20 protein-coding genes and 1 tRNA gene are annotated in these 23874 nt (G+C 45.2%); 9 read left to right on the top strand and 12 right to left on the bottom strand.

All coding sequences use genetic code 11. From position 1 onward, the window contains the following. Positions 1–253: 253 nt before the first annotated feature. Positions 254–328: transfer RNA gene (locus DESDE_RS03300), tRNA-Thr, on the bottom strand. A gap of 545 nt (positions 329–873) precedes the next feature. Further along, the gene (locus tag DESDE_RS03295) at positions 874–2232 is read right to left on the bottom strand and encodes an aminotransferase class V-fold PLP-dependent enzyme (protein ID WP_014792617.1); all 1359 of its coding nucleotides are present in this window, start codon (positions 2230–2232) and stop codon (positions 874–876) included. 122 nt (positions 2233–2354) lie between these two features. Here DESDE_RS03295 and DESDE_RS03290 point away from each other — a divergent pair, with 122 nt between their 5' ends. The 4 genes from DESDE_RS03290 to DESDE_RS03275 all read left to right on the top strand — a co-directional run bounded on the left by DESDE_RS03290 (position 2355) and on the right by DESDE_RS03275 (position 6364). Continuing rightward, the gene (locus DESDE_RS03290) at positions 2355–2657 is read left to right on the top strand and encodes a hypothetical protein (protein ID WP_242831318.1); all 303 of its coding nucleotides are present in this window, start codon (positions 2355–2357) and stop codon (positions 2655–2657) included. Between the two features lie 355 nt (positions 2658–3012). Further along, positions 3013–4137, top strand: coding sequence for a hydrogenase small subunit (locus DESDE_RS03285; RefSeq protein WP_014792615.1), 1125 nt, complete (start codon positions 3013–3015; stop codon positions 4135–4137). A gap of 58 nt (positions 4138–4195) precedes the next feature. Further along, entirely contained in the window at positions 4196–5599 is a 1404-nt protein-coding gene (locus DESDE_RS03280; protein WP_174270137.1) for a nickel-dependent hydrogenase large subunit, read from the top strand. Positions 5600–5653: 54 nt separating this feature from the next. After that, positions 5654–6364: a cytochrome b/b6 domain-containing protein gene (locus DESDE_RS03275; RefSeq protein ID WP_014792613.1), complete on the top strand. Its 711-nt coding sequence runs from the start codon at positions 5654–5656 to the stop codon at positions 6362–6364. A 121-nt stretch (positions 6365–6485) separates the two neighbouring features. On the opposite strand, the gene DESDE_RS03270 is transcribed toward DESDE_RS03275, so the two are convergent. Continuing rightward, the gene (locus DESDE_RS03270) at positions 6486–6863 is read right to left on the bottom strand and encodes an AMP-binding enzyme (RefSeq protein ID WP_019849461.1); all 378 of its coding nucleotides are present in this window, start codon (positions 6861–6863) and stop codon (positions 6486–6488) included. A gap of 332 nt (positions 6864–7195) precedes the next feature. Between DESDE_RS03270 and murC the strand changes: the two genes are divergently transcribed. Next, on the top strand, positions 7196–8545 hold the full coding sequence (gene murC / locus DESDE_RS03265; protein ID WP_014792612.1) for a UDP-N-acetylmuramate--L-alanine ligase: 1350 nt from the start codon (positions 7196–7198) through the stop codon (positions 8543–8545). Positions 8546–8772: 227 nt separating this feature from the next. Then, positions 8773–9114 (top strand): nitrous oxide-stimulated promoter family protein, encoded by a 342-nt coding sequence (locus DESDE_RS03260; RefSeq protein ID WP_014792611.1) that lies wholly within the window; start codon positions 8773–8775, stop codon positions 9112–9114. Positions 9115–9204: 90 nt separating this feature from the next. Here DESDE_RS03260 and DESDE_RS03255 read toward each other — a convergent pair whose 3' ends face one another. The 7 genes from DESDE_RS03255 to argF all read right to left on the bottom strand — a co-directional run bounded on the left by DESDE_RS03255 (position 9205) and on the right by argF (position 16965). Then, the gene (locus DESDE_RS03255) at positions 9205–9765 is read right to left on the bottom strand and encodes a 5' nucleotidase, NT5C type (protein ID WP_014792610.1); all 561 of its coding nucleotides are present in this window, start codon (positions 9763–9765) and stop codon (positions 9205–9207) included. A 27-nt stretch (positions 9766–9792) separates the two neighbouring features. After that, a complete protein-coding gene (locus DESDE_RS03250) occupies positions 9793–10473 on the bottom strand; it encodes a phosphoribosylaminoimidazolesuccinocarboxamide synthase (RefSeq protein ID WP_014792609.1) in 681 nt (226 codons plus the stop codon). Between the two features lie 112 nt (positions 10474–10585). Continuing rightward, a complete protein-coding gene (nadE, locus tag DESDE_RS03245; RefSeq protein ID WP_014792608.1) occupies positions 10586–11353 on the bottom strand; it encodes an NAD(+) synthase in 768 nt (255 codons plus the stop codon). Between the two features lie 22 nt (positions 11354–11375). After that, positions 11376–12833 carry a nicotinate phosphoribosyltransferase gene (locus tag DESDE_RS03240; protein WP_014792607.1) on the bottom strand — a complete coding sequence of 486 codons (1458 nt, stop codon included), beginning with the start codon at positions 12831–12833 and terminating at the stop codon, positions 11376–11378. Between the two features lie 329 nt (positions 12834–13162). Then, positions 13163–14548: an argininosuccinate lyase gene (argH, locus tag DESDE_RS03235; protein WP_014792606.1), complete on the bottom strand. Its 1386-nt coding sequence runs from the start codon at positions 14546–14548 to the stop codon at positions 13163–13165. A 131-nt stretch (positions 14549–14679) separates the two neighbouring features. After that, positions 14680–15909, bottom strand: coding sequence for an argininosuccinate synthase (locus DESDE_RS03230; protein WP_172637579.1), 1230 nt, complete (start codon positions 15907–15909; stop codon positions 14680–14682). A gap of 114 nt (positions 15910–16023) precedes the next feature. Further along, positions 16024–16965: an ornithine carbamoyltransferase gene (argF, locus tag DESDE_RS03225; RefSeq protein ID WP_014792604.1), complete on the bottom strand. Its 942-nt coding sequence runs from the start codon at positions 16963–16965 to the stop codon at positions 16024–16026. 290 nt (positions 16966–17255) lie between these two features. On the opposite strand from argF, the gene DESDE_RS03220 reads away from it, so the two are divergent. After that, positions 17256–18446 (top strand): zinc ribbon domain-containing protein, encoded by a 1191-nt coding sequence (locus DESDE_RS03220; protein ID WP_014792603.1) that lies wholly within the window; start codon positions 17256–17258, stop codon positions 18444–18446. A 119-nt stretch (positions 18447–18565) separates the two neighbouring features. Here DESDE_RS03220 and DESDE_RS03215 read toward each other — a convergent pair whose 3' ends face one another. Next, positions 18566–19732: an MFS transporter gene (locus tag DESDE_RS03215; protein ID WP_014792602.1), complete on the bottom strand. Its 1167-nt coding sequence runs from the start codon at positions 19730–19732 to the stop codon at positions 18566–18568. Positions 19733–20039: 307 nt separating this feature from the next. Here DESDE_RS03215 and DESDE_RS03210 point away from each other — a divergent pair, with 307 nt between their 5' ends. After that, on the top strand, positions 20040–21311 hold the full coding sequence (locus DESDE_RS03210) for a PucR family transcriptional regulator (RefSeq protein WP_174270136.1): 1272 nt from the start codon (positions 20040–20042) through the stop codon (positions 21309–21311). A 154-nt stretch (positions 21312–21465) separates the two neighbouring features. Further along, positions 21466–21810: a cupin domain-containing protein gene (locus tag DESDE_RS03205; RefSeq protein ID WP_014792600.1), complete on the top strand. Its 345-nt coding sequence runs from the start codon at positions 21466–21468 to the stop codon at positions 21808–21810. Positions 21811–21861: 51 nt separating this feature from the next. On the opposite strand, the gene DESDE_RS03200 is transcribed toward DESDE_RS03205, so the two are convergent. Continuing rightward, entirely contained in the window at positions 21862–23649 is a 1788-nt protein-coding gene (locus DESDE_RS03200; protein WP_014792599.1) for a cell wall-binding repeat-containing protein, read from the bottom strand. Between the last annotated feature and the right edge of the window lie 225 nt (positions 23650–23874).

Genomic DNA, 23874 nt, shown 5'->3' with positions numbered 1-23874 from the left:
ATAAAATATCATCCGTTAAAAATGAGTATACAATAAAATATGCTTGATAAAAGAAATCTGAGACAAGTTTGGAGCTAAGCATTTATTTTTTGCATAAAAGAGATTACCACATTATGGAAAAGGTATTTTATCCTATTCAAAAATCGATGGCCATTTAAAGCCTAAAACCAAAAAACGTTGCAACGCGGTTGCAACGGAAGCACTACCGCTAAAAAAAGAAATCCCGCAATCTCTTGCAGGATAAGGATTCCATTGGAGCCGATGGTCGGAATCGAACCGACGACCTGCTCATTACGAGTGAGCTGCTCTACCTCTGAGCCACATCGGCACTTTTTAACGAATGTAATTCTACCTGATTTCTTTCTTTAAGTCAACAGGAACAACTTGTTCCTTGGGTTATTTATTCTCAGTTATACCCACCGGAAGTGAATTAATTGAGAAAATTCGTATATTTTAGTGTCTATATTTGTTGAAAACATTGACTTTACGCATGTCCCGTGTTACTTTTTTGTAAGAGTCAGGAAAATAAAGCAATCAAGTTCATAAAAAACGCGGTCGCTTTGTCTTCTAGACTTGCGCAATAAAGAATCCCCAGACGTGGGGATTCTTTTCTTTTTCACAAGAGCCATGAAGTCCTTGCTGAAACCAAAAAACCCCTGAGAATCTTGTCAGAGGCTGCTACTCAATCGGACCGCCAAAGGGCTCAAAAAAAATAAGACCCTGCCAGTTATGACAGGGGAAGAAAAAATATATCTTCAAAGGAGGCTAAAAGGAAAAGGTATGGTTATATAATAACCAATAAAAGTGAGCAATGTGTTGCGAGAGTGTGAACGATTTGTGAAAACTTATAGAAAGTTATTGAAGATATATGGATCAATTCCCTGTTCTCAGGGACCGAAAGATCCTCGGACGAGAGCTGACAATCCTCCCCAGGACATCAAGAAAGGAGTCGATTTCTGCTTTGGTGTTGTAGAGGGCTAAACTTGCTCTGACCATCCCAGGGTGAGGCAAGGAGGGATTAGCCATGTGGTATTCCATCTCTTGCTTGGAGATATGCAAAAGCCGCTGTACGTAAGGTTGAGCACAAAAACAGCCATTGCGCACAGAGATTCCTCCTTCCTTAGCCAAGTACTCTGCTACATCTTCGTGAAATAAACCTTCCACATTAAAGGAGATCACCCCAATTCGCTGGGAAAGTTGCTGCTGATTAAGAGGTATTCCCCCATAAAAAGTTATTCCCTCCATCCAGCGCAATTGCTCATAGGCATATCCTAGTAAACCTTCTTCATGCTGTAATACTTTTTTCATACCTATTGCACTCAGCGTCCGTACAGCGGCAACAAGTGCTACTACCCCCATAAGATTGGGAGTCCCGGCCTCTTCCTTACCTGGAGCATCATACCAGAGGACACGATCTGGTGTTACCATCCGAGCCGTCCCCCCGCCCTGATAATCCGGAGCCCCCTGTTCGAAAAAGGCACGGGGACCAATTAATACCCCTGTACCGAAAGGGGCATACATCTTGTGGGCTGAGAAAGCCAAGAAATCAATATGCTCTATGGAGTGAGATGGGCGCATATCTACAGGAGCATGAGGAACCAGTTGTGCTCCATCCACACAAATTTTCGCCCCATAGCGGTGGGAAAGCTCAGCAATCTTATGAATTGGGTTCCGATGGCCTGTAACGTTAGAAGCCCCTGTGACCGTCACGAGTTTGACTGCACCTTGGTAGCGCTCCAGCTTAGCCCTGAGGTCGTCCATGCGCAGGCGCCCCTGTTCATCAATCTCTATGTAGTCCAGATGGAATTTTTCCCGCCAGGGAAGAAGATTGGAATGATGCTCCATCCAGGTGGTCAAGATGACCTCTTTTTTGTTTTTATTCCACAAATGATTAGCCAGTTTATTAATTGCTTCTGTAGTGTTTTTTACAAAGATAACCACATCCGTCCGGGAGTCTCCTCCAACAAACTTGAGAACCTCGGTCCTGGCCTGCTCATAAATTTGGGAAGACACAACGGATTTATACCCTGCTCCCCGATGAACAGAGCCATATAAAGGGGCAAAACGGTTGATCTCCTCAAGGACAGAAAGAAACGGCGGGGTCGTAGCCCCATTATCAAAGTTTATCCCGGGGACTGAGCCTCCTGCAGCTAAAGGAACTCGGGTATCTAGCCCGAGGAAAAGATGACCGTAATTCGTAGGTTGTGTCCATGGGAAAAAGCGAAAGTTCATCCTTTAACCTCCTATATCATCGATTATGTTGCTGCATTTCTATCACTTTGCATTATATGAACAATGTAATAATGTGGTCATTGTCCATTCCTGGAAGGATAATTATTTGATTATATCGAATTATGTCACAGAAGAGAGGTGAGTTTTTTTTGCAATCTCAAAAAAGGGAAGACATGATGATTTTTGGCTTCTTTGGTATCGCATTTGTTTGCTTTAATATCGTCCTTCCTGTCCAAAGTGATCGCTTTGCCAATAGTATGGAACTTACTTATGTGGTCAGTGCTTTTCTGGCTATAACAATCGCTTTTGCATTTAACCGAATTGTCCAATGGAATAAGGCTAAAAAACAGAAATCCATTGAAGAACAGCAAGCTGCAGAAAAAGGAAAACACCCGAAACAAAAGATGAAAAAGAAGAAAAACTAAGCCTTTCTTATGTTCTTGCCTGATTTACGGTACTATTTTCCTATCTATGAACAAATTGTTCCTTGATATTCGACACATTCCATGGTATTTTGTCATAGTCAGGAAAAATACCGCGTTTGCCTGACATTGCGTAATAAATTCCTGGACGCAGGAATTTGTAACCAGTCTACTTCGTTACCCAAACGAAAAAGGGAGTGTTCCTAAACTATTAATGTAGTTAAGGGCGCTCCCTTTTTCGTTGTTTCTTCCAATTTTTAGAATCCAATGAGGTCTTCCTTAATAACTTAATCTGTTTTCTTGGATGGATTTTTTTACATATCCTGGGGAAATATATTCTATTAAGGAGGGTTATGCCGTGCTCAATCGTCGAAAATTTCTTAAGCTGGTAGTCAAAGGAGCAATTCTAGGCAACTTTATCAGCTTAGTAACCCCCGAACTAGAAAAAGCTCTCGCTCAAGGTGAAATCAAAAAACTTCCCATTGTCATGGTGGAAACAGGAACCTGTACCGGAGATAGCATCTCCTTAGATAATATCTGGTCACCCACTTTATCCGATGTATTCACCAACATTACCGAATGGCGTTATGACTGGACCATGATGCAATCTCAAGGGGAGCTAGCCTATAATGTCTTATTGGAGACAGAAAAAAATCGAGCTCATGAATTTGTCCTTCTTGTTCAAGGGGCTATGATTCGTCGGGACGGAGGTCATTATAACCACGCCGGACTAGAAAATGGCCAACTGGTCACTGGTCTGGATCTGGTACGCAGACTGGGGCTAAAAGCCAAATATGTAGTGGCTATTGGCCATTGTGCTACCTATGGAGGACCCGTCGCCGGGTACCCTAATCCTACGCAGTGCACCGGGGTACAAAACATTTTACCTGAGCGCCGGGTGATTAACGTCTCCGGCTGCCCTGCCCATCCGGATTGGATCATGGGGACTCTCCTTCATTTGGCTCTTTATGGGGAGCCAGAGCTAGAGAAATTTGGCCGGCCCAAAATGTTTTACGGAGAAACTATCCATAATAATTGCCCCCGTCGTCGCTACTATGACCAAGGTATATTTGCTACAGATATCGGTCAGAAGGAATGTCTTTACCGGGTAGGCTGTAAAGGCCCGGTCACCTATGCGGATTGCCCGATCCGTCGTTGGAATGATCGCTACAACTGGCCCATAGGGTGCAATTCCCCCTGCATTGGCTGCACCGAACCTGGTTTTCCTGACCTTATGGAGCCCTTTACTACCCATTTTCCCGATATCCACTTTCCAGGAGGAAGCCGAGCAACAACGGATCGAATAGGCAGAGGGGTCTTGGGGCTAGCCGCTTTAGGAATCGGTGGATATTTTTTGACCTCCTTCTACAAGGGCCGCCTTCATCGCAACGTTATTAGGTCTACCATTAAAGGGAAGAAAAAGATTAGAGTGAGGAAAGTTAAAGTCTATCATCAATATCGGCCAAAGGAATCAAAGGATTAAAGCCGGCATTGAGACCTGATACCCCTGTTAAGATTACTGAAATTTTAATTACCAAGGAGTGAGCTTGCTGGAAAAGAAGATTCTCTTTCCATTTGCCCGCATACATAATCCGATGTTAGTGGAAGCCCATCTGGAAAACGGAGTTATCCAAGACGCCTTTATCTCGGATACCCTTTACCGCGGCTTTGAGCAAATCCTCGAAGGCCGCCCTGCTTTCGATATGCCTTATTACACTCAACGCATCTGTGGCATCTGTTCCTCTGTTCATGCCGTAGCAGCAGCCTATGCTGTGGAACAAGCACTGGGAATGAATGTCCCCCCTAACGGATTGATCCAGCGCAATCTCATTATGGGTAGTGACTTTTTACAGAATCATATCCGGCATTTCTACCTTATGAGTATGCCTGATTATTTTAAAGGGCCTGATATTTACCCCTTCATCCCCCATTTAGAGGGAGATCTCCGCCTTACTCCCGAAGAAGATCAACGCATGACGGAGCATTACTTCCAAGCTATCGAGATTTCCCGGGATGCTCATGCCGCCTTCGGCGTATTCGGCGGAAAGGCTCCCCATGGGCATGGAATCGTACCCGGTGGATGCACCATGCATGTAGATGCCGATAAAATCAATCGCTATCGAGGCTATCTGGTCAAAATCCTCGAGTTTATTGATAACGTCATGATACCCGATGTGGAGTTCCTGGCAGAGCGCTACCCGGAGTATGTCCACCTAGGGAAAGGTAATGGGAACTTTCTCTCTGTGGGGGCCTTCACACAGCCAGATGGCAGTACCCTATTCCCTCACGGAACTGTGCTCAACGATCGACACCAGCCCTTCGATGATCGGTTAATCACGGAGGAAGTAACAACAGCCTGGTACAAATCAACAAAACCCGCTCACCCTTGGCAAGGGACAACAGAGCCGGACAAGAATCAGCCCCAAGGTTATACCTGGGTCAAGGCACCCCGCTACCAGGGACACGCCCTGGAGGTGGGTCCCCTGGCCCGTGCCGTGATAGCTAAGGAAAAAATTATCGGTTACGGAGCCATTGGCCGCCATTGGTCTCGGGTCATGGAAACCAAAAAAATCACCCAGGCCGCCATGATTTGGCTGGAGCGCTTGGTTCCTGGAGCGGAGACTTTAAATACCAAAGTCCAGCAGGAATCAGGTATGGGAATCGGTTATGTGGATGCCATGCGAGGAGCTTTGGGTCATTGGGTAAAGATCGAAAAAGGGCGGGTTAAACATTATCAAATCATAACACCATCAGCTTGGAATTTTAGTTCGCGTGATGAAGCCGGCACCTGCAGTGTAGGGGAGTTATCCATTCGCGGCCTTACTATCAAGCATCCGGAATTAAAAGAAGCTGGGAGAGTCATTCGCTCTTTTGACCCATGCTTCTCCTGCAGTGTGCATCTCATCGATGGTAAACAACTTCGTACTTTAGATGTCCGAGTCTAAAATCTTAAGCAAAAATCCTATTCCTAAAATTTTTTCAGGCCGGGGGTGAAAGCGTTGAATAACAATAAAAAAGGCCTGGATTCCCAAATCCAGCTTAAGCTTCGCAAGCCTGTGATGAAAGAATTACACAAGGAAAATTTAATTAGTCGTCTAGGGGTGGGATACCCTGCCCCGGTCCGCTTTTTTCATTGGGGATTTGCCCTTTCCCTTGCCGGGATCATTCTCTCCGGTCTGATTCTTCATCAACCTTTGCCCTTTCTAGCGCTGCCGTATGGCAAAGTCTTCGTGGTACATGTAAGTATCGGTTGGCTAGCCTCAGCTTTTTTTATCTTTCGTTTAGTAGATATGCTTCTGCGTAGGGATAAAACACTCCTTCTCTCATGGCAGGATATAAAGAATCTCCCCAAACTTTTTGCCTACTATTTATTTCTCCGTCCAAGCCTTCCTCCCTATGGGCAGTATGATCCGGGGCAAAAGCTCATCTTTGGCAGCTGGTTTCTGCTTTTTCCTTTTCTGGTCTTCATCTCTTTAGCCTCCTACTGGGCAGGAGAGCACCTGGATTGGGTTCTAAAATTCTTAGGAGGTATTCAGGTTCTGCGTATGATTAAGTTTACCGGAGCCATTTACTTTATCTCCACCATCCTTCTTCACATTTACCTGAGCCTCACAGAGGATCTTAGCCGACTCCAATCCATGGTTACCGGGTATGAACAAAAGCCCCCTGAGAAAAACCCTCAAACCACTGCAAAATCTGGCCGCTCTTAGATTCAGAAATGCTTGGCTTGCTCCTAAGTATACTGTCGAAGTATCTTGTCGTTGAGACAAACAAAAAAGTTCCTACTTAAAGGAACTTTTTGTATACCTGTCTTAATTTATCTTATTGTTCTTAATTCCAGCTCTGTAAGACCGTTCTTAAAATCTTCCCCGAACGGGTCATTGGCAGCTTTTCTTTGATTTTAACATCGATAGGGCAATGAAGGGAAAAATGTTCCCGAACATAATGAATGACCTCTTGAGTAAAGCGCTCATAGTCCGCATCACTGCCCAAGCCATCCTCCAGTGCCAAATACACACTTAAAATCTGACATTGTGTAAGATCGTCGGACTTAGCCACCACTCCGGCTTCTAGGACCCGTGGAAAGTCTAGTAAGACAGACTCCAACTGATAGTAGCTGATGGTATTCTTTCCCGAACGGAATCCATCCATAAATATTCCGTCCCACATATCTCTTTCTTTTGCTAAAGCGATCTCTGCTCCACCCATTCTAACCCCTCCTATAAAAGACGGTTCCGTTCACTTAAAGTCTTTTAATTTATTATAGACTGTCATGACCTTTTCCTCTATAATTCTCTCCGAATTGTCTGAATTTTTGAGCGAGTGGTTTATATTCTTCCGTGAAATGCTTGTGAACCCCAGTATAAGCCCATTTGGAGGTTTGAACCTTCCTTTTCCGGATCACTTGAAGAATCACTCAACCTTTAATCTACTTAATCACCCATAACTACCTAAAAATTTCCGAGTATAAAATGATACATTTTACCTCACTATTGGGTATAATGGAATGTAGAGTTCGAAACTGGAAGGGAAGATGCATCTTGCCGTTACATATCCATTTTGTTGGAATTAAAGGAACAGGAATGAGTGCTTTAGCTCAAGTCACCGCTCATATCGAAGGGGCCCTTATTACGGGTTCAGATGTTCCGGAACGCTTCTTTACCGATGCGGTCCTGGAGCGTGCTCATATTCCCGTACTTAGCTTTTCCGCCGCCAATGTTGAAAAGGCGGATATCGTTGTGGCCTCAGCGGCCTATGGTGATAACCATGAAGAAATCGCCCGGGCACGGGAATTAAATATTCCGGTCTATTCCTACCCTCAATTTTTGGGCAGGCTTATGTCCAAAAAGCGAGGTATTGCTGTCGCCGGAACTCATGGTAAAACCACCACCACAGCCATGATTGGGCTGGCACTTCTTCAGTCGGGAATTGACCCCACCATTGTGGTGGGTAGCGATGTCCCCAGCATTGGCGGGAATGCCTATTCCGGTCAAGGGGATTACTTCCTGGCCGAATCCTGTGAATACCGTCGTCATTTTCTGAATTACTCTCCGGAATACTTAATTATTACGAATATCGAGTTTGATCATCCAGATTATTTCAAGGATTTAGATGATGTGATATGTGCCTTTTCGGAAATCGCACAGAAGATACCACCTCACGGCAAGATTTTTATCTGGCATGAAGACCCTCAGAGAGAAGCCATTCAAGCTCAATCACCTATCATAACCTTTGGGTTGAGTGAGGAAGCCGATATCCATGCCACCAATATTCAGTTCCATGACGAAGGAAGTTCTATGACCATCGTGGCTCATGGAACTGTACTGGGAGAATTTCATCTTCATGTCAGTGGTAAGCATAATATTCTCAATGCCTTAGCGAGTATCGCCCTATGCTTAGAAATTGGGGTTCCTACAGAAAAAGTCCTTGAGTCATTAGGCCATTTCAATGGCACCAAACGCCGTTTTGAACATATCGGACAGAATGCCGGAGCACTTATCGTAGATGATTATGCTCACCATCCTACGGAAATCCGTTCGACCCTTGAAGGGGCAAGACTCTCCTTCCCTGACCGCCGTATTCGGGCTATCTTCCAACCCCATACCTTTAGTCGCACAGAAAAACTCCTCCAAGAGTTCTCCCAATCCTTCCAAGCCGCCGATGAAGTGGTCATTGCTGAAATCTTCGCTTCCGCCCGGGAGACGAATCTCAATACCATTTCCGCTTCCTCTCTGGCGGACTTAATAAGCCAGCAAGGAGTTAATGCTCGTTATATTCACTCCCTTGAAGAGATTCAAACGTATCTTGCCCAAACCCTTGCCCCCGAGGATCTGGTTTTGACCCTAGGGGCAGGAGATATTTATAAAGTGGGACAAAGTTTAGTCTGCTGACAAATAGTTCGATAGAATAACCATAATAATGCTCTATTTAATTCACCACCGTTTTAGGTACTTTACTTTAGCCCTGAATCACCGGATGCTTCTGTGATTCAGGGCTTTAGGAGTTTATTGAGGAAATAGATCAAAGCAAGTTTAGAATAAAAATTCGTAGCCGGGGCTTACTATGTTATACTATTAATTAAATAGATAAAGGCCTTCACTGGTGGAGGAGGGGTAACATGGCTCAGACTACTCGTGCGGAACGGGAAAAAAAGACCGTCGAAGTCATGATCATGCTCTATTGTAAAGATAACCATAAACCTAAGGGTAACCTATGTACAGAGTGCCAGGAACTTTTGACCTATTCTCAGAGGCGGGCAGAGCATTGCAGGTTTGGAGAAGATAAGCCGGTATGCGGTGATTGTCCCATCCATTGTTATAAAAAGGATATGCGGGAAAAGATTCGAACCATCATGCGCTACTCAGGCCCCCGAATGATCCTTCATCATCCATTGATGGCTATGCAGCATGTCATCGACAAAAGACATAAGCCACAGACCGAAGAAGATAACATTGGCTGAGAAATAAAGGTGCATCATACTGTATGGAAGCCTGATACGTAAAAAAGAAATGGCCCCTGTGGGGCCATTCCTTTTTTACATAGTGATAGATTACGAATAAGATGATCTTCTTCCGATCTCCTTCAATATCTCCTGCCAGTCCTGGCAACGGATAATTCCTGAAGGCAAGTCCCCTTGGTTATAGCTGGCATCCAAGAGGAGCACGGGTACTCCTACTTCAGAAATTGCCTGGGCATTCCCTAGAAAATCCTCCAAGAATATTTCCAGTTGCCACTGCAACACATAATCCACTTTACTTTGGAAGCCCGTAAAGAGGATCTTTTCATGGGGTATCTTGTGCTTTTTCATCCAACGAAGAGTATAGACTTCCTCATCCAGAGATCGGGCAGTAACATAGACCACCTCATGGCCCTGGCGGAGGAGCTTTTCAATGCCTTCCTTAGCACCGACCATCGGATCAGGGATATCGAACAGGGTGGCCACATTATCTTCGAAGTACTTCCCCATATCCTCCCAGGACACACCAAAATCCAAATGCATATCGTAATTCTTCAGTTCTAAGATATTGGTTCCAAAATGACGGTTCAGTTTTTTGACCCAAGCCTTATAGCTGTCGGAAACCACTCCGTCAATGTCTACACCTATTCGCAAAGGACTGTTCTCTCCTTTAAGTTATCTTCAGCGCATCAATTCTTCTAATTCCAAAGGTTCCACCCGGCGCCCGTCTTGATAGGCCCGCATATTTCCTCCGGAGATCTCATCGATCAAAGCGATCTGCTTGTCATCACCGATTCTGCCAAACTCAAATTTGATATCATAGAGTTCCAGGCCTTTTTGTGCCAACTCTTCCTTTACGATCCCCGCAATCTTCTGAGTTAATTCTTTCAACACTTTATATTCATCTTTAGACAGAATTCCCAGCATGTCCAAGGCATCTTCAGTAATCGGTGGATCATTTCTGTCGTCATCTTTCAGGGTTACTTCCACAAAAGCATCCAAAAGTTGTCCATCTTGAGCGTATTTCCCATAGCGGCGCAGAAAGCTTCCTACCGCCCGATAGCGGCAAATGACTTCTAAGCCTTGTCCGAAAGGGGTGGCTTTTTTTACTTTCATGGTGCCTGCTTCGAGGTCTGCATCGATATAATGGGTTGGGATGCCTAGAGCGTTTAATTTCTCAAAAAAATACTTGGTCAGCAGAAGACCTGCTTTTCCTGCTCCTTCGATTTGTAATCCCACGGTGTTAGCCCCCGGATCAAAGACCCCATTTTCCCCAGTGACATCATCTTTGAATTTCAGCAAGCAGTTACCGTCTTCTAAGGCATAGACATCTTTTGTCTTTCCCGTATAGATTAATTCCATCTGTTTCTACCTCTTTCTCATTACTCTTCTTTGCTTTAACTTTTGCATGCTTAAGTATGACATTTATATTATAGTATACCATTTTTTACCCGTCTGAGGCTGAAAAATCGTCTTATAGCTTTGGAAGTTTAGGCAAATTCAGGGTTGGAGGGAGCTGTCTTTTATGGTTACTCTGCCGGTGCATTTTCTCAATCTTCTCTTGTATTTCTTCGGGTATCTCTTCCCCAAGAAGATACCGGTCAATCAGGTCATAGGTAATGCCCATTTCCTGCTCATCGGTTTGCCCTTCCCATAATCCGGCTGTGGGAACCCGATTCACTATCTTTTCCGGAAGGCCCAGTTGAGCAGCCCAGGCTCGCACTTCGGTCTTAGTCAGGGACGCAATCGGGAGAATATCCACTCCCCCATCACCGTATTTGGTGAAATAACCTGTATAAGCTTCGGGAGCATTGTCCGTCCCTACCACAAGATAATTAAGGGAGTTGGCTACAGCGTATAAGGCGGACATACGCAGGCGTGCCTTAAGGTTTCCTTGACTTAATCGTTCTTCGAAGGTATACCCTTGAGCAGTAAGAACTTCTTTGACCGAAGTCAGGATGCCTTGGTGGGCTTGGGTCAGATCAATTTCAACAGTCTTGAGTGATAGGGCCTCTGTCGTAAGCCATGCATCTTCTCTGTCCGCAGGATTGGACCCAGCCGGTAGTATGACTCCGATGGAGTTATAGGGGAAAGCCCGCTTACATAACCCCGCTACCACTGCTGAATCAACCCCGCCTGAGACACCGATCACTAACCCCTGGGCATGAGCCTCATGGACACACTCCCGAAGCCACTCCACAGCCCGGTTAATTCGTGTTTCTAATTCCTCAGCACTCCACATAGTTTTATCCTCCTTATGTAAGTTACTCAGATAATCCTCTTGACTGACCTTCCTCTACCTTAGTGCTGATTTCAAGAAGTAGAGACTGCCTAAGTTCGAAGAGCTTTGGTGATAAGTCCACGATGTAGCGATGAGGGTTAACCAAACGTTTCACTTCATCCCACAAGGTCTCACATTCATGTTGGGCGTAGGTCTGAATATCTTTGAGATAGGGCAACTCATAGACTCGCTTACCCCCTCGGAAAACCGGCACCAGGAGCTCCCGGGTCTTAAAATCAGTGAGAGTCTTGCGCTTCCAGGTCTCAATAGGGTCGAAGATAGTCAAAGGCTCCTCGAAATGCTCCTCCTCTAAGGCAATCAGATCCGCCATCGCCTTTCCCCCCCGATCATAAAAACGCACAATCTTCTTAACGCCGGGGTTGGTTATCTTGGAGATATTCTCTGAGACTTTGAGACGGGGCTCAAAGTCTCCATTCTGACCTTCGGCGGAGAGTTTATAGACTCCGCCTAAAGCTGGGGTGTCCTTGGAGGTAATTAAGTGAGTCCCTACCCCCCAGGAATCAATAGCCGCTCCTTGGGCGCGAATAGCTGAGATGGTATGCTCATCCAGATCATTAGAGGCCACGATGTGGGCATTTTTAAGACCTGCTTCATCCAACATTTTACGAGCCTCCCGGGAGAGATAGGTTAAGTCACCGCTGTCAATGCGGATGCCTAAGAAACGATGTCCCTCCGCCTCCAGCTCCAGCCCCACCTTGATGGCGTTGGGGACTCCGGATTTAAGTACATTATAGGTATCCACTAAAAGCAAGCATTGATCCGGGAAGGTTCTGGCATAAGCCCGGAAGGCTTCCAGTTCGCTGGGAAAGCACTGAATCCAACTATGAGCTTGAGTCCCGGATAGGGGTATACCATAGCGTTTTCCAGCCAGCACATTGGAGGTAAATTGACACCCACCGATAAAAGCTGCCCGTGAACCTAATATCCCGGCATCAGGTCCTTGAGCTCGTCTTAAACCAAATTCCATGACACTGTCTCCACCGGCAGCGGCTACCACTCGGGAGGCTTTCGTAGCAATGAGCGTCTCGAAATTCACTATATTTAGAAGTGCCGTCTCGATGAGCTGGGCTTCAAAAATCCGGGCTTTTACCCGTACCAGAGGTTCATAGGGAAAAACCACGGTCCCCTCAGGCACGGCATCTATATCGCCATTGAATCGGAAATCCTTCAATACCTTGAGAAACCCCTCATCGAACATGCCCAATCCCTTGAGATAAGCTATATCCCCAGGAGAAAACCGCAAACTTTCAATATACTCCACAACTTGCTCTAAACCCGCAGCTATGGCGTAGCCGCCGCCACTGGGGATTTTGCGAAAATAGAGATCAAAGACCGCTTCCTTATCTTCATAGCCATTTTGGTAATAGCCTTGCATCATGGTGAGTTGATATAAATCAGTTAATAATGCAATGTCCTGCACTTAAATAGCCCCCTCTTTAGTACCGAATCCCTTTTCTTCCCTCTTTCTATGTGGCCTTCCCTTAACTTTCTCTTTCCTAGTAAGATGTGTTTACACACATTTGTCCTCATTTTATCCCCACAAAAGAGGAATCTATCCCAAATTATCCCCGTGAACCTGGGACTTATTCTGCAGTTATCCACAAAGTTATCCACACTATGCACAGGCCTTCTAAGGTATTTCTATGCATACGGGCTTGTACCTGTTGATTTTCAGGATATCTTGCTTTTTATTTATACCCCGTATAGGTATCACCCCAAGTTATCCACAGGTTTTCCCACTTATCCACATTATCCACTAATAAATTGTTCCAAAATATCCTCCGTCCGGAGAATAGCTTGAACCACACTTTCGGGAGAAGGTCCGCCAGGAATATGGCGTTGACGGACGCAGTACTCTATACCGATGCTTTCAAAAAGATCCTCTGCAAATACATGTGAATGCTCTTGAAACTCCTCTAAGGTGAGATCTTCCAAACCACAGCTTTGTTTGGAGCAGTAAAGAACCAGCTTACCGACGATTTCATGGGCTTCTCTAAAAGGTACATTTTTCTTGGCCAGATAATCCGCTAAATCCGTAGCATTGGTAAAGCCCCCCTTGGCACCTTCAGCCATAGCCTTTTTATTGACCTTCATGGTGCGGAGCATGGGTTCTACCACGAGGAGGGATTTCTGGATGGTATCCACTGCATCAAAGACCTGCTCCTTATCTTCCTGCATATCCTTATTATAAGCTAAAGGGAGTCCTTTCATTACGGTAAGCAAAGCGATAAGATCACCATAGACACGGCCTGTTTTTCCCCGGACTAATTCAGCCACGTCGGGGTTCTTCTTCTGAGGCATAATGCTGGATCCGGTGGAGTAGCCATCATCCATAATCACAAATTGAAATTCTCCTGTGGACCAAAGAACCAATTCCTCGCAGAGACGACTCAGATGCATCATCAAGATGGAGGCTGCACTGAGGAATTCCAAAGCAAAATCCCGATCACTCACTCCATCGAGAGAATTCCAGGTGATGCCGTCAAAGCCCAGCTCCTGAGCCACCATCTCCCGCTTTAAGGGGAAAGTGGTCCCTGCTAAAGCCCCGGAGCCTAAGGGGGATACATTGAGCCGTTTGCGAGTATCTTTTAGTCGGCCTAAATCCCGAAGAAACATTTGGGCGTAGGCCATCATATGGTGGGCAAAGGAGATGGGCTGGGCTTTTTGCAGGTGAGTATAGCCCGGCATATAGGTCTCCAGATGTTCCTTGGCGAGATTTAAAACAGTGCGCAGAAGGGTGACCAGCAGCTCTTGAGTATGGTCGATTTCTTCCCGAAGAAACAGACGCAGATCCAGGGCTACCTGATCATTGCGGCTACGTCCCGTATGAACCTTCTTCCCTACGGTCCCTATCCGCTCCGTGAGGAGCTTCTCTACATTCATATGTATGTCTTCGGCCCCGATTTCGAATTGGATTTTTCCCTCTTGGATGTCTGTTAGAATGCCTTTAAGGCCTTCAATGATTTGCTGTGCCTCTTCAGAGGTCAGGACCCCGATCTCACCCAGCATCCGCGCATGGGCAACACTTCCTTGAATATCCTGCTTGTACAACCGTTGATCAAAGGAAATTGAGGAATGAAAATCCTCCACTAAGGTATCCGTTGATTTTTCAAAGCGACCACCCCAAAGTTTCATCTATGCTTCATCCTTTCATGCTAAGAAAAGCGCCCTGAGGGCGCTTTATCTCTCTTATCCAATTATACATACAGTGGATAAGTCAACTAAACTCCATATGGAGTATGTGCTCCATATGAAGTAAGTTTCCTTTATCTCAACCCTGATTTCTTTTCCATTAATGCTCTTACTTTAAGAGGAAGGCCGAAGAGATTAATGAAGCCTTCTGCATCCTTTTGGTTATAGACCCCATCCCGCCCGAAAGTGGCAAATTCTTCGCTATAGAGAGAGTAGGGGGATTTCACACCGGCTAAGCTGCAATTGCCTTTGTAGAGCTTCAAACGTACCGTTCCTGTGACGTTTTTCTGGGTAACATCCACGAAAGCATCTAAGGCTTCCCGTAAAGGAGAATGCCAAACGCCATCGTAAACCAACTCAGCATATTTCAGGGCGATTTGTTCCTTATAATGAAGGGTTAAACGATCCAGGGTCAGATGTTCAAGGGCTTGATGGGCTGTGTAGAGAATGGTTCCACCAGGAGTTTCATAAACCCCCCGGGATTTCATTCCCACCAAACGATTTTCCACCATATCTACTATGCCAATGCCATGCTTACCGCCAGCCACGTTGAGGGCTTCCAAAAGCTGAACAGGACCTAGCTTTTCTCCATTTAAAGAGACAGGAATACCTTGTTCAAAATCCAACTCCAGATACTCGGCTTCATCGGGGGCATCCTCCGGTGAAACCCCAAGGAGATAGAGATCCTTTTGGGGCTCATTCCAAGGGTCTTCTAAATCGCCCCCTTCATGGCTAAGATGCCAGACATTACGGTCCATACTATAAGGACGATCCTTCGTTACAGGGACAGGAATTCCCCTCTCAACCGCATAGTCGATAGCATCTTCCCGGGATTTGATATCCCAGATCCGCCAGGGAGCAATAATCTCCAGATCAGGGTTCAAGGCTTTGACGGCCAGCTCAAAACGAACTTGGTCATTTCCTTTTCCTGTGGCACCGTGAGCAATGGCCACAGCTCCCTCTTTTTCCGCAATCTCCACTAAACGTTGGGCAATCAGGGGACGGGCAAAGGAAGTTCCCAGAAGATATTTACCTTCATAGACAGCTCCGGCTTTTAAGGTGGGGTAGATGAAATCCGTAACGAATTCTTCTTGCAGATCTTCGATATATAGTTTACTGGCTCCGCTCTTAATAGCTTTTTCGTGGAGGGGCTCCAGCTCTTCTCCTTGTCCCAAGTCAGCAGCCATAGCAATGACTTCATAACCATAATTCTCTTTCAGCCAAGGGATAATGATAGAGGTATCTAATCCTCCAGAATACGCGAGAACAACCTTCTTCATAGGGATAACTTCCTTTCTTAACATGTATAACTATAGTATAGTGCATGAACCAAAATAGATCCTTCACAAAGGACTGACTGAAGTCACTTTAAACTTTAACTCTATTAATTTCTTGATAAAACACGAAATTCCTGCCTCTTACATCAATAAAGCCATGATTGCTTTATGAGCGTGGAGTCGATTTTCAGCCTCATCAAAGATTACGGATTGAGGTCCTTCAAGAACCTCTTCCGTAATTTCTTCTCCCCGGTGAGCCGGAAGACAATGCATGACAATGGCATCGGATTGAGCCATCTCCATAGTCCCCCTGTCGATTCGGTAGCCTTGGAAGGCCTTCATACGGATTGCGGCCTCTTCTTCCTGCCCCATGCTGGCCCAGACATCGGTGTAGAGGACATCGGCCCCCTTGGCTGCCGCGAGGGGATCCTCCACCCATTCCACCAGGCCGCCGTGTTTTTTAGCCTGTGCCTGTGCTTGAGCAAAAACTTGAGCATCAGGCTTATAGCCAACGGGAGTGGCAATGACCACATGCATTCCCATTTTACCGGCAAACATTAGAGAGTGGGCCATATTGTTCCCATCACCGATATAGGTCAGCTTTAATCCTTCCAGACGGTGTTTGTATTCCTGGATAGTCAGTAGATCCGCCAGGACTTGGGTAGGATGAAGAAAATCGCTTAAACCGTTGATGACGGGAATATCAGCATACTTAGCCAACTCCGTCACATCTTGATGGCTGTGGGTTCTTATCATGATTCCATCCACCATCCGGGTTAAGACACGAGCGGTATCTTTTATAGGTTCCCCACGTCCGATTTGAATATCCCGGTTACTCAAAAATAAAGCATGCCCTCCCAGCTGGAGGATACCGGCTTCAAAAGCAACCCGGGTCCGTGTGGAAGACTTTGTGAAAATCATGGCCAAGGTCTTACCTTGGAGGATGGGATGGGGAGTTCCCCCTTTCCGTTCCCCTTTCAATTCTTTGGCGACCTTGAGCATATGAAGAATCTCATCAGGTGTAAAATCTTGAAGACAGATAAAATCACGACCTGTAAATTGTGCTTTATCCAAATCCAGCATTCCTATCTCTCCCTCTTTTCAAGTGAATTCTTGATAGATTGTATAGCTTTATTAACAATCCAAGGTATTTGTTCCTTATTTAATATGAATCATTATACTAATGAATGCATAATAATTCAACCATCTTTTTTCTTTTATCTTCAATGCTGAAAATTTTAAAACCTATTCAATTTTTATCCAAGTATAAGGTAACTCCGAATCACATAAGGTAATTTAAAGTTTGCGAAATGACTATTCAAAAGGTGAGCCCCCGTGTAATATTATTATAGAACTGAAAGGTGGGATATATCGTGACTTGGACCGACCGTATGAAGAAAACCATTGAGACCTTTAAGAGAATGGCTCTCCCTCTCTTTGGCTTTTTCCTTCTTTTTGCTTTGGTGGAGGGTATTATCGCCGTTATTTCTCTTGGTGCAGCTTTTTTACCCTTTTTCAATATGAATGGCTTAGGGCCCTCCTTTTCTCCGGCACCCTATATGAATCCCAATATCCCGGTTCCTCCGGGATATGGATACGGTCCGTCCCTGGGCTATGCTTTTGGCTTGGAAGAATTGGCACCCTTTATGCACATGCTGCCGAGATTATTAGGCGGAATAGCCATACTTATGATAGTGAGCATGGTTTTAGGCAGTGTTTTTATTACAGGAGTCTTCCAGCTTACCAAAAAAGCCTACACTGAAAAAGCCCAGTTTCGGGATATTAAACTAAAAGGGTTTCCACGACTCTTAGGCTGGTATGGAATAATAACCTTTATCAGTATCATTGCGATAGGTGTTGGAATTCTGGTTGCTATGGGCTTTAGATCCCCATATTCCATGGCTTTGTTTGCTTTGATTTATATGCTCGCACTTATGGCTGCAGGTCTCTTTGTGGCTCCGTGGGTCTCCTCGGCTCCGTTCCATATGCTGAACCATAGAGAATTTACTTTTGGGCAAGCCTTTAAAGAAAGCTGGCGTTTCTACCGCCGCCATATGGGACCTTTATGGGGAGCATTTCTTACCTTATTGGGTATCCAGCTATTCATTAATTTAATTAATCGCAACTCTCCTGACATCGGGCTTATTCTCACTTTTATTATTACTCCCTTCGTTACGATTCTGCCCATCGTTTGGGTATTGACTCTTGAAGAAGAGGAGCTGCCCACTTCGGGACAGGAAACTTACAATGTGGAAAGGGATGCTCACCCTACTTCAGAACCTTATAACCATGAGGAACCGAAACTTCATGAGTCTCCAAGTCCAAAGGATGACCCTTCTGAAAAGAACAGCAGGGCAACAAGTTCATCATCCGCTCCCCCCTATATTCCACCGAAAGATCCCTATTCCGCACACGAATCTCCTTACCAGGCTCCTTATACATCTTCCTACGGAAGCACCTCTTCCGGAGAGTTCGAGAAGGAACCTATAAATTTCTGCCCCACCTGTGGTGAAAAGGTACGGGAAGGAGCCAGCTATTGCTCTAAATGTGGGACGAAGCTTTAACTCTCCCGACGAATACTCTTAACATCAAAAAGGCACGACAATGGGACCAACCATTATCGTGCCTTTTCTATTTCTCTATAGAATTTTTTAATCTTATAAAAAGCATCTCTTCCAGCGGTTTAGCGGGCGGACACATTGCTTGGACTTGCTTTCCTCGTAACCATCGCTTCAACCAAAACAAAGGCAGCCATGAGCAAGCTGGCGATCATCCCCACCAAAAAAGAATCTCTGCCGATCTGAAGTCCGAAGAGCTTGCTGACTCCGTCATAAACATAGGGCTGGATAAAGCCGCCAATATTCATAGCGCTGACACCGATGGAGATGGCTAAAGCCACCAAAGGAGGGGGAACTGTGATAGAAAGCTTAACCCAATAAGAGGGTACAAGGACTCCCATGGACAGGCCGATGATCGTCGTCGCTACAAAGAACTGTGCAAGGGTATAGGAGGTATAACCTATACCAAAGCCAATTCCGAAAAGAAGGAAAAGCAGGGTGAAGGTATAATCCTTTAACACTCTCATGACTTTTCCAGCCAGGAAACCTCCGATGAGACCACCGACGGTCATAAGAGTTAAGGCTACACCAATAGAAGATGCATCTGCAATCTTTTCCCCATCAAGCATCACCGCTGCATTGTTGGTGAGAATAAATAAAATCATTTGAAAAGCGAATAAGGCTACGAAACAGGGATAAACTCTACTGGGCATTTTTAATCTTTCACCCTTGGGAGCTACTTTTCGCTGAGGTTCCGGAAGGGCCAGATGGACGGCCAGGAAGATGAGAACCCCAAGAAGGTAGGCGTAAAAGGCATAATTCCAACCAAAGGAGCCAAGGAACCCTCCAGCCATCTGGTACATAATACCGCCGATGCTGGTAAAAGCCGACTGGAATCCCATCATAGTCTCTCTTTCGTGTCCGTCAAAAAAGTCGGAGATCAAATCTGCTGCCATAGGCATGAGAAAACCAAGACCAATCCCCAGTAGACACCGCATGGCCAAAATCAAGGAGAAATGGGTCATGAAGGCCGGCAAAAACCCTCCCAGGACAAAACAGAGAGATGCAAAAGCGAAAAGGGCCTTTTTGGGAAAGTATTGAGTTAATTTTCCATAAATCGGTGCAAAAAACACAATGAACAACGAGGGCAGACCGGAAATCAACATAACTGTAGTGGGATCAATATCAGGAAAAGCTTTCATGATATCGGCTAATACCGGATTGGTGACCATAGCACCCATCCCCATAGCACTCACAGCGAGCACCCCAAATTTTAACTTACCTTTACTCATAATTGACCTCCCGCATTAGTGCTTGGAAACTATATTCTTTAAGGCAAAGAAAACCCGGCTTCGCCGTGCCTTTGACCTATACCTCCAATGAGGAGAAGTCGCTGGTTGCCCTTGTGCACCCGCAGACTTATACTTTCTGATATGTTAAACTAAGGGTAACTCTGGTTTTCGAGAGCTGCCCCTTGCGCACAAATAGCCCTTCATTAATTCTCCTTTCTACTGTCTTTGACCTGTGGGAAGTTATCTGTTTTTTTACAGATTAGACTGTGCATATTGCATAGTCTAAAAGTTTCAAAAATAGGGAGGCATGGCTATGGAAACCTGTTCTGTTCATGGACAAACGTCATTATCACTGAAGTTATTGGAGACATTGTATTCCGAATCATCTCTTCAGTCTCTTGTCGCCATCGGTTATGAACTACTCCAGAACCCCTTTTCCATTATGGATCTGCGCTCGAATGTCCTGGCCATAACGGGGGAGTCCCCCGTAGAAGATGACCCTGTATGGAATGAGACCGTCCATACAGAAAGCCATTCTCTACAGACCTTTTCCTACTATGTTGATAATAAACTGATAGAAAAAATCGCTGAAAGCGAGCACCCATTTTTCTGGTCAGATGCCTATTCCAAATATCCTCGCATCATAGGAAAAATTAAGATTGACGGAAAACACATCGCTCACATCATTGTCTGTGCTCACCAGAGAGACTTTAACGTGAGGGACTTGGATGTGGTCTCTCTTCTATGTCAAGCAGTATCTATAGAGTTACAAAAAAACAAGTACACCACCTATTCCCAAGAGCTATCCCACGAGGCCTTCCTCTACGATTTGCTGGAAGGGATACCTAAGAACCCGAAGCGTATGGATGAACAGCTGAAGCGAGTTGGCTTGACGTTAAAAAGCATTTTCTGCGTTATAACTATTGACATTAGTAATTGGGATAAGACCATCTCTACCCTTCCCTATCTAAAGGATGAATTGGAGCTGCATTTGAATCATGCTAAGGGAGTCATTCATAACCGCAAAATTGTTCTCATCGCCAGCTTTGAGAGTGAGAAGCATTTTTTCGAAACAGAGCTCAAGGGGTTAAGGCAGTTCATCTCATCCTATAACCTGGAAGCGGGCATCAGCCGTCCTTTTTACAATCTTAAAGAGCTGCGGTACTTTTATCTGGAGTCCATAGAGGCTCTTAAAATAGGCAAACTTATCCACACCGACCGCTCTATTTTCCAATACGAGGATTATGTTATCTTCCACCTGATCATTAACTTTACAAAGGATGATGAGGATCTCTATAGTCTCTATAAGCTCATCCATCCCGGCATCATAAAACTCATGGATTACGATAAACAAAATAACAGCGAGTACGCCTACAGCCTTTATACCTATATCTACAACTTCAAAAACACTACTTCTTCTGCGGCCTCACTTAATATTCATCGGAATTCTTTTTTCAATCGTATGGAAAAAGTCGAAAAGCTAACAAATATGGATTTAAGCCATAGTTACACCCTTCATTATCTCTACTTATCTTTTAAGATTTTGGAATTATTAAACATCTCAATGCCCCGCATTTAACTTTCAGAGAAAGCCCTTCACCTAAGAATGTTGCAGAGAAATGGGCTTTACACCTGTGCCTGAGTGTTTGTATACTAGATTCAGTGCAGCGTTACATTGCATTCGTTGCAAAGAGTTATGCTATAGTAAGCAGACCTGATAAGGAGGACCTGTGATGATTAGAAAAACTATTGACGAAACAGTCCATAATGCTCGGGGTGGTGAAGGAAGTGTGGTATTCTCCCACATCCTGACTAAGGAAGAATTAATGGGGCACGCTAATGTCTATGCCAAAGTCACGGTAAAACCCCATAGCAGCATTGGTTATCACCAGCATGTCGGCAACACTGAGCCCTATTATATCCTTTCCGGAAAAGGAATCTTCACCGATAACGACGGGACACGCAGCGAAGTGGGTCCTGGAGATGTATGCGTTATCAAAGTAGGGGAAAGCCACGGCTTGGAAAATAACACCGATGAAGATCTGGTCATGATAGCCCTCATCATCAATGAAGGCTAATGATCACAAAAGCTGGCATTGCTCAATGAAGCAATGCCAGCTTTCTTTATCTTAATAGATCTTTATGGTCAAGGTCCCCCCCTCTACCAATGTCCGAAGGATAATATCTTCTTTGGTAGTGTTCTTGAATTTAAAATCCAGGACTGAATAGAATACGGTGGCATCTTGTCCCGGAGGTACATAACCAACCGGCAGGGAATGATGATGCCTTTCCACGATTTCTAAATGAGCCAGATTGGTGGCATTAAAAAGTGTGGATGAAACCTGACATATTCCTCCGCCAATGCCCGGTATGAAACTATTCCCTTCGATAACCACAGCTTCCTTATACCCGGCTGCAATGGTCCTCTCGCCTACTGTCTCGTTGAAGGAGAAGATTTCTCCCGGTGCTATGCGTGTACCGTTGATAGCCTCTGTAGCCAAGCGAATATTTTCAGTACGGTTCACTTCATTGACATTAAAGCGGGTAGAAAATTCGGCCAGGGGCAGAGGTTCACTCACCGTAAGACTCAGTTTGACGGGCTTTTCATATCCCTCCACTCTTCCTTCCAGAACCTTTAATCCCATAGTCCGGGTGTCGATGACGGTCTCATTCCACCGGACAGTCAGATTCACCCCATCGCCATTATAAAGATATGCTCGAACCGTCGCCGGTAAGGAATACTCCTTCCCTTGTACCACTGTGGCTTCGATCTCAGGTATCGAATGGATATCTATGGCTCTCACCGACCCTGAGAGCAGATCTGCAGCGCTTTTCAGGATCGCATCGGGCACTGCACCCTTGCCCCCAAAAGAAATAAGGTCCGGCTTCATTTCGTTGCGGGAAAGGTCTTCCAGGTAATGGGCCGTAGCTTTCGGCAAGGTAGGAGCCGAGGGATCGATAAAAACGATAGGATCCCCCATCTGAGCGGCAACCACACTGCCTGCTAAAGCATCCGCAAAATTATGGCCAGTGGTGAGATATAAAGTTGATGGATTGGGGGCAAAGGTCTTCGCTATCACCATGTTGGTATCAAAACGGGATTGTCCTATTAGCCTCTCCACACTGACCTGGGGCAGCAATTGACGGATCTCAGAGAGAACACGATCGGAAATAGCCCCTGTTCCCCCTGTAATATACACCTTTCCCGGTCTCTTTTCCTGAAGAAATTCCTTGATCTTTTGAGGCAGCTCAGCCGGAGGAGATAGCAAAATGGGCCAGCTTTGGTTGGCAGCGAAACTGGAGATACTTAAGGCATCAGCATACTGTTCCCCAGAGGATATGACCACGGTCGAATCATCACTTTCCTTGAGTGTGCCGGCGATTTTATAGGAGGTGTCGTATCTATCCCCGCCTGAGATTCGAACCATGTTAGAAAATCCAAGGTCGATGAATTTCCTCTCAAATTCCCTGCCGATGATACTCTCTCCGCCTATGATATATAGAGTTCCTTGAGGGTCTAAGTTTTGACCGACATAGTCGAAGGCATCCTCAGAGGTTTCAATTTTAGTATCCACTAAAATTATGGGGGCCTTCATTTCATGAGCCATCACACTTGCCGATAGAGCATCGGCATAACCATTCCCGGTGGCAATCACTACATTTTTCACTTTCTCCTGAGAATCTTCCGAAGGATGGCGGTTGTTTTCAAGGTTTATTTTACGACGATAATACTCAGAGATGATCTTAGCGGTCTCATATCTGGTCTCCCCGTAGAGCCTGTATTGGCTTATCTGACGATTTGTCGCCAATTCGGAAAAATTCCCCGGCATCGTGTCTGTCGAGGCTAAAACGGGGCTATTCACTGAGATACAATAGAAAAAGAAAACAATGGCAGCAAGTTTTTTTCTCTTCTTCATGGACTCCACTCCTTCAGCATGCATCCCGAATATTATCTCATAATGGAGAAGTGAAGCCTGTCGAAGGGAGTATTCCGTGCTCAGACTTATTTTTTGGCATTCTGTCTTAAATTCGCTAATGAACCTCTTTCACAGAGATTTATCTCCTAGCCGGGAGAGCGGTCGGTCTTTAGCTGCCTTTTCGAATATCTGTACCCTATATTGGATAAACTGTACTATATCATC

Origin of the sequence: Desulfitobacterium dehalogenans ATCC 51507 (genome assembly GCF_000243155.2) — a bacterium.
GTDB lineage: Bacteria > Bacillota > Desulfitobacteriia > Desulfitobacteriales > Desulfitobacteriaceae > Desulfitobacterium > Desulfitobacterium dehalogenans.
The sequence above is the reverse complement of the archived record's forward strand: the minus strand, read 5'-3'. Positions and strand labels throughout refer to the sequence as shown.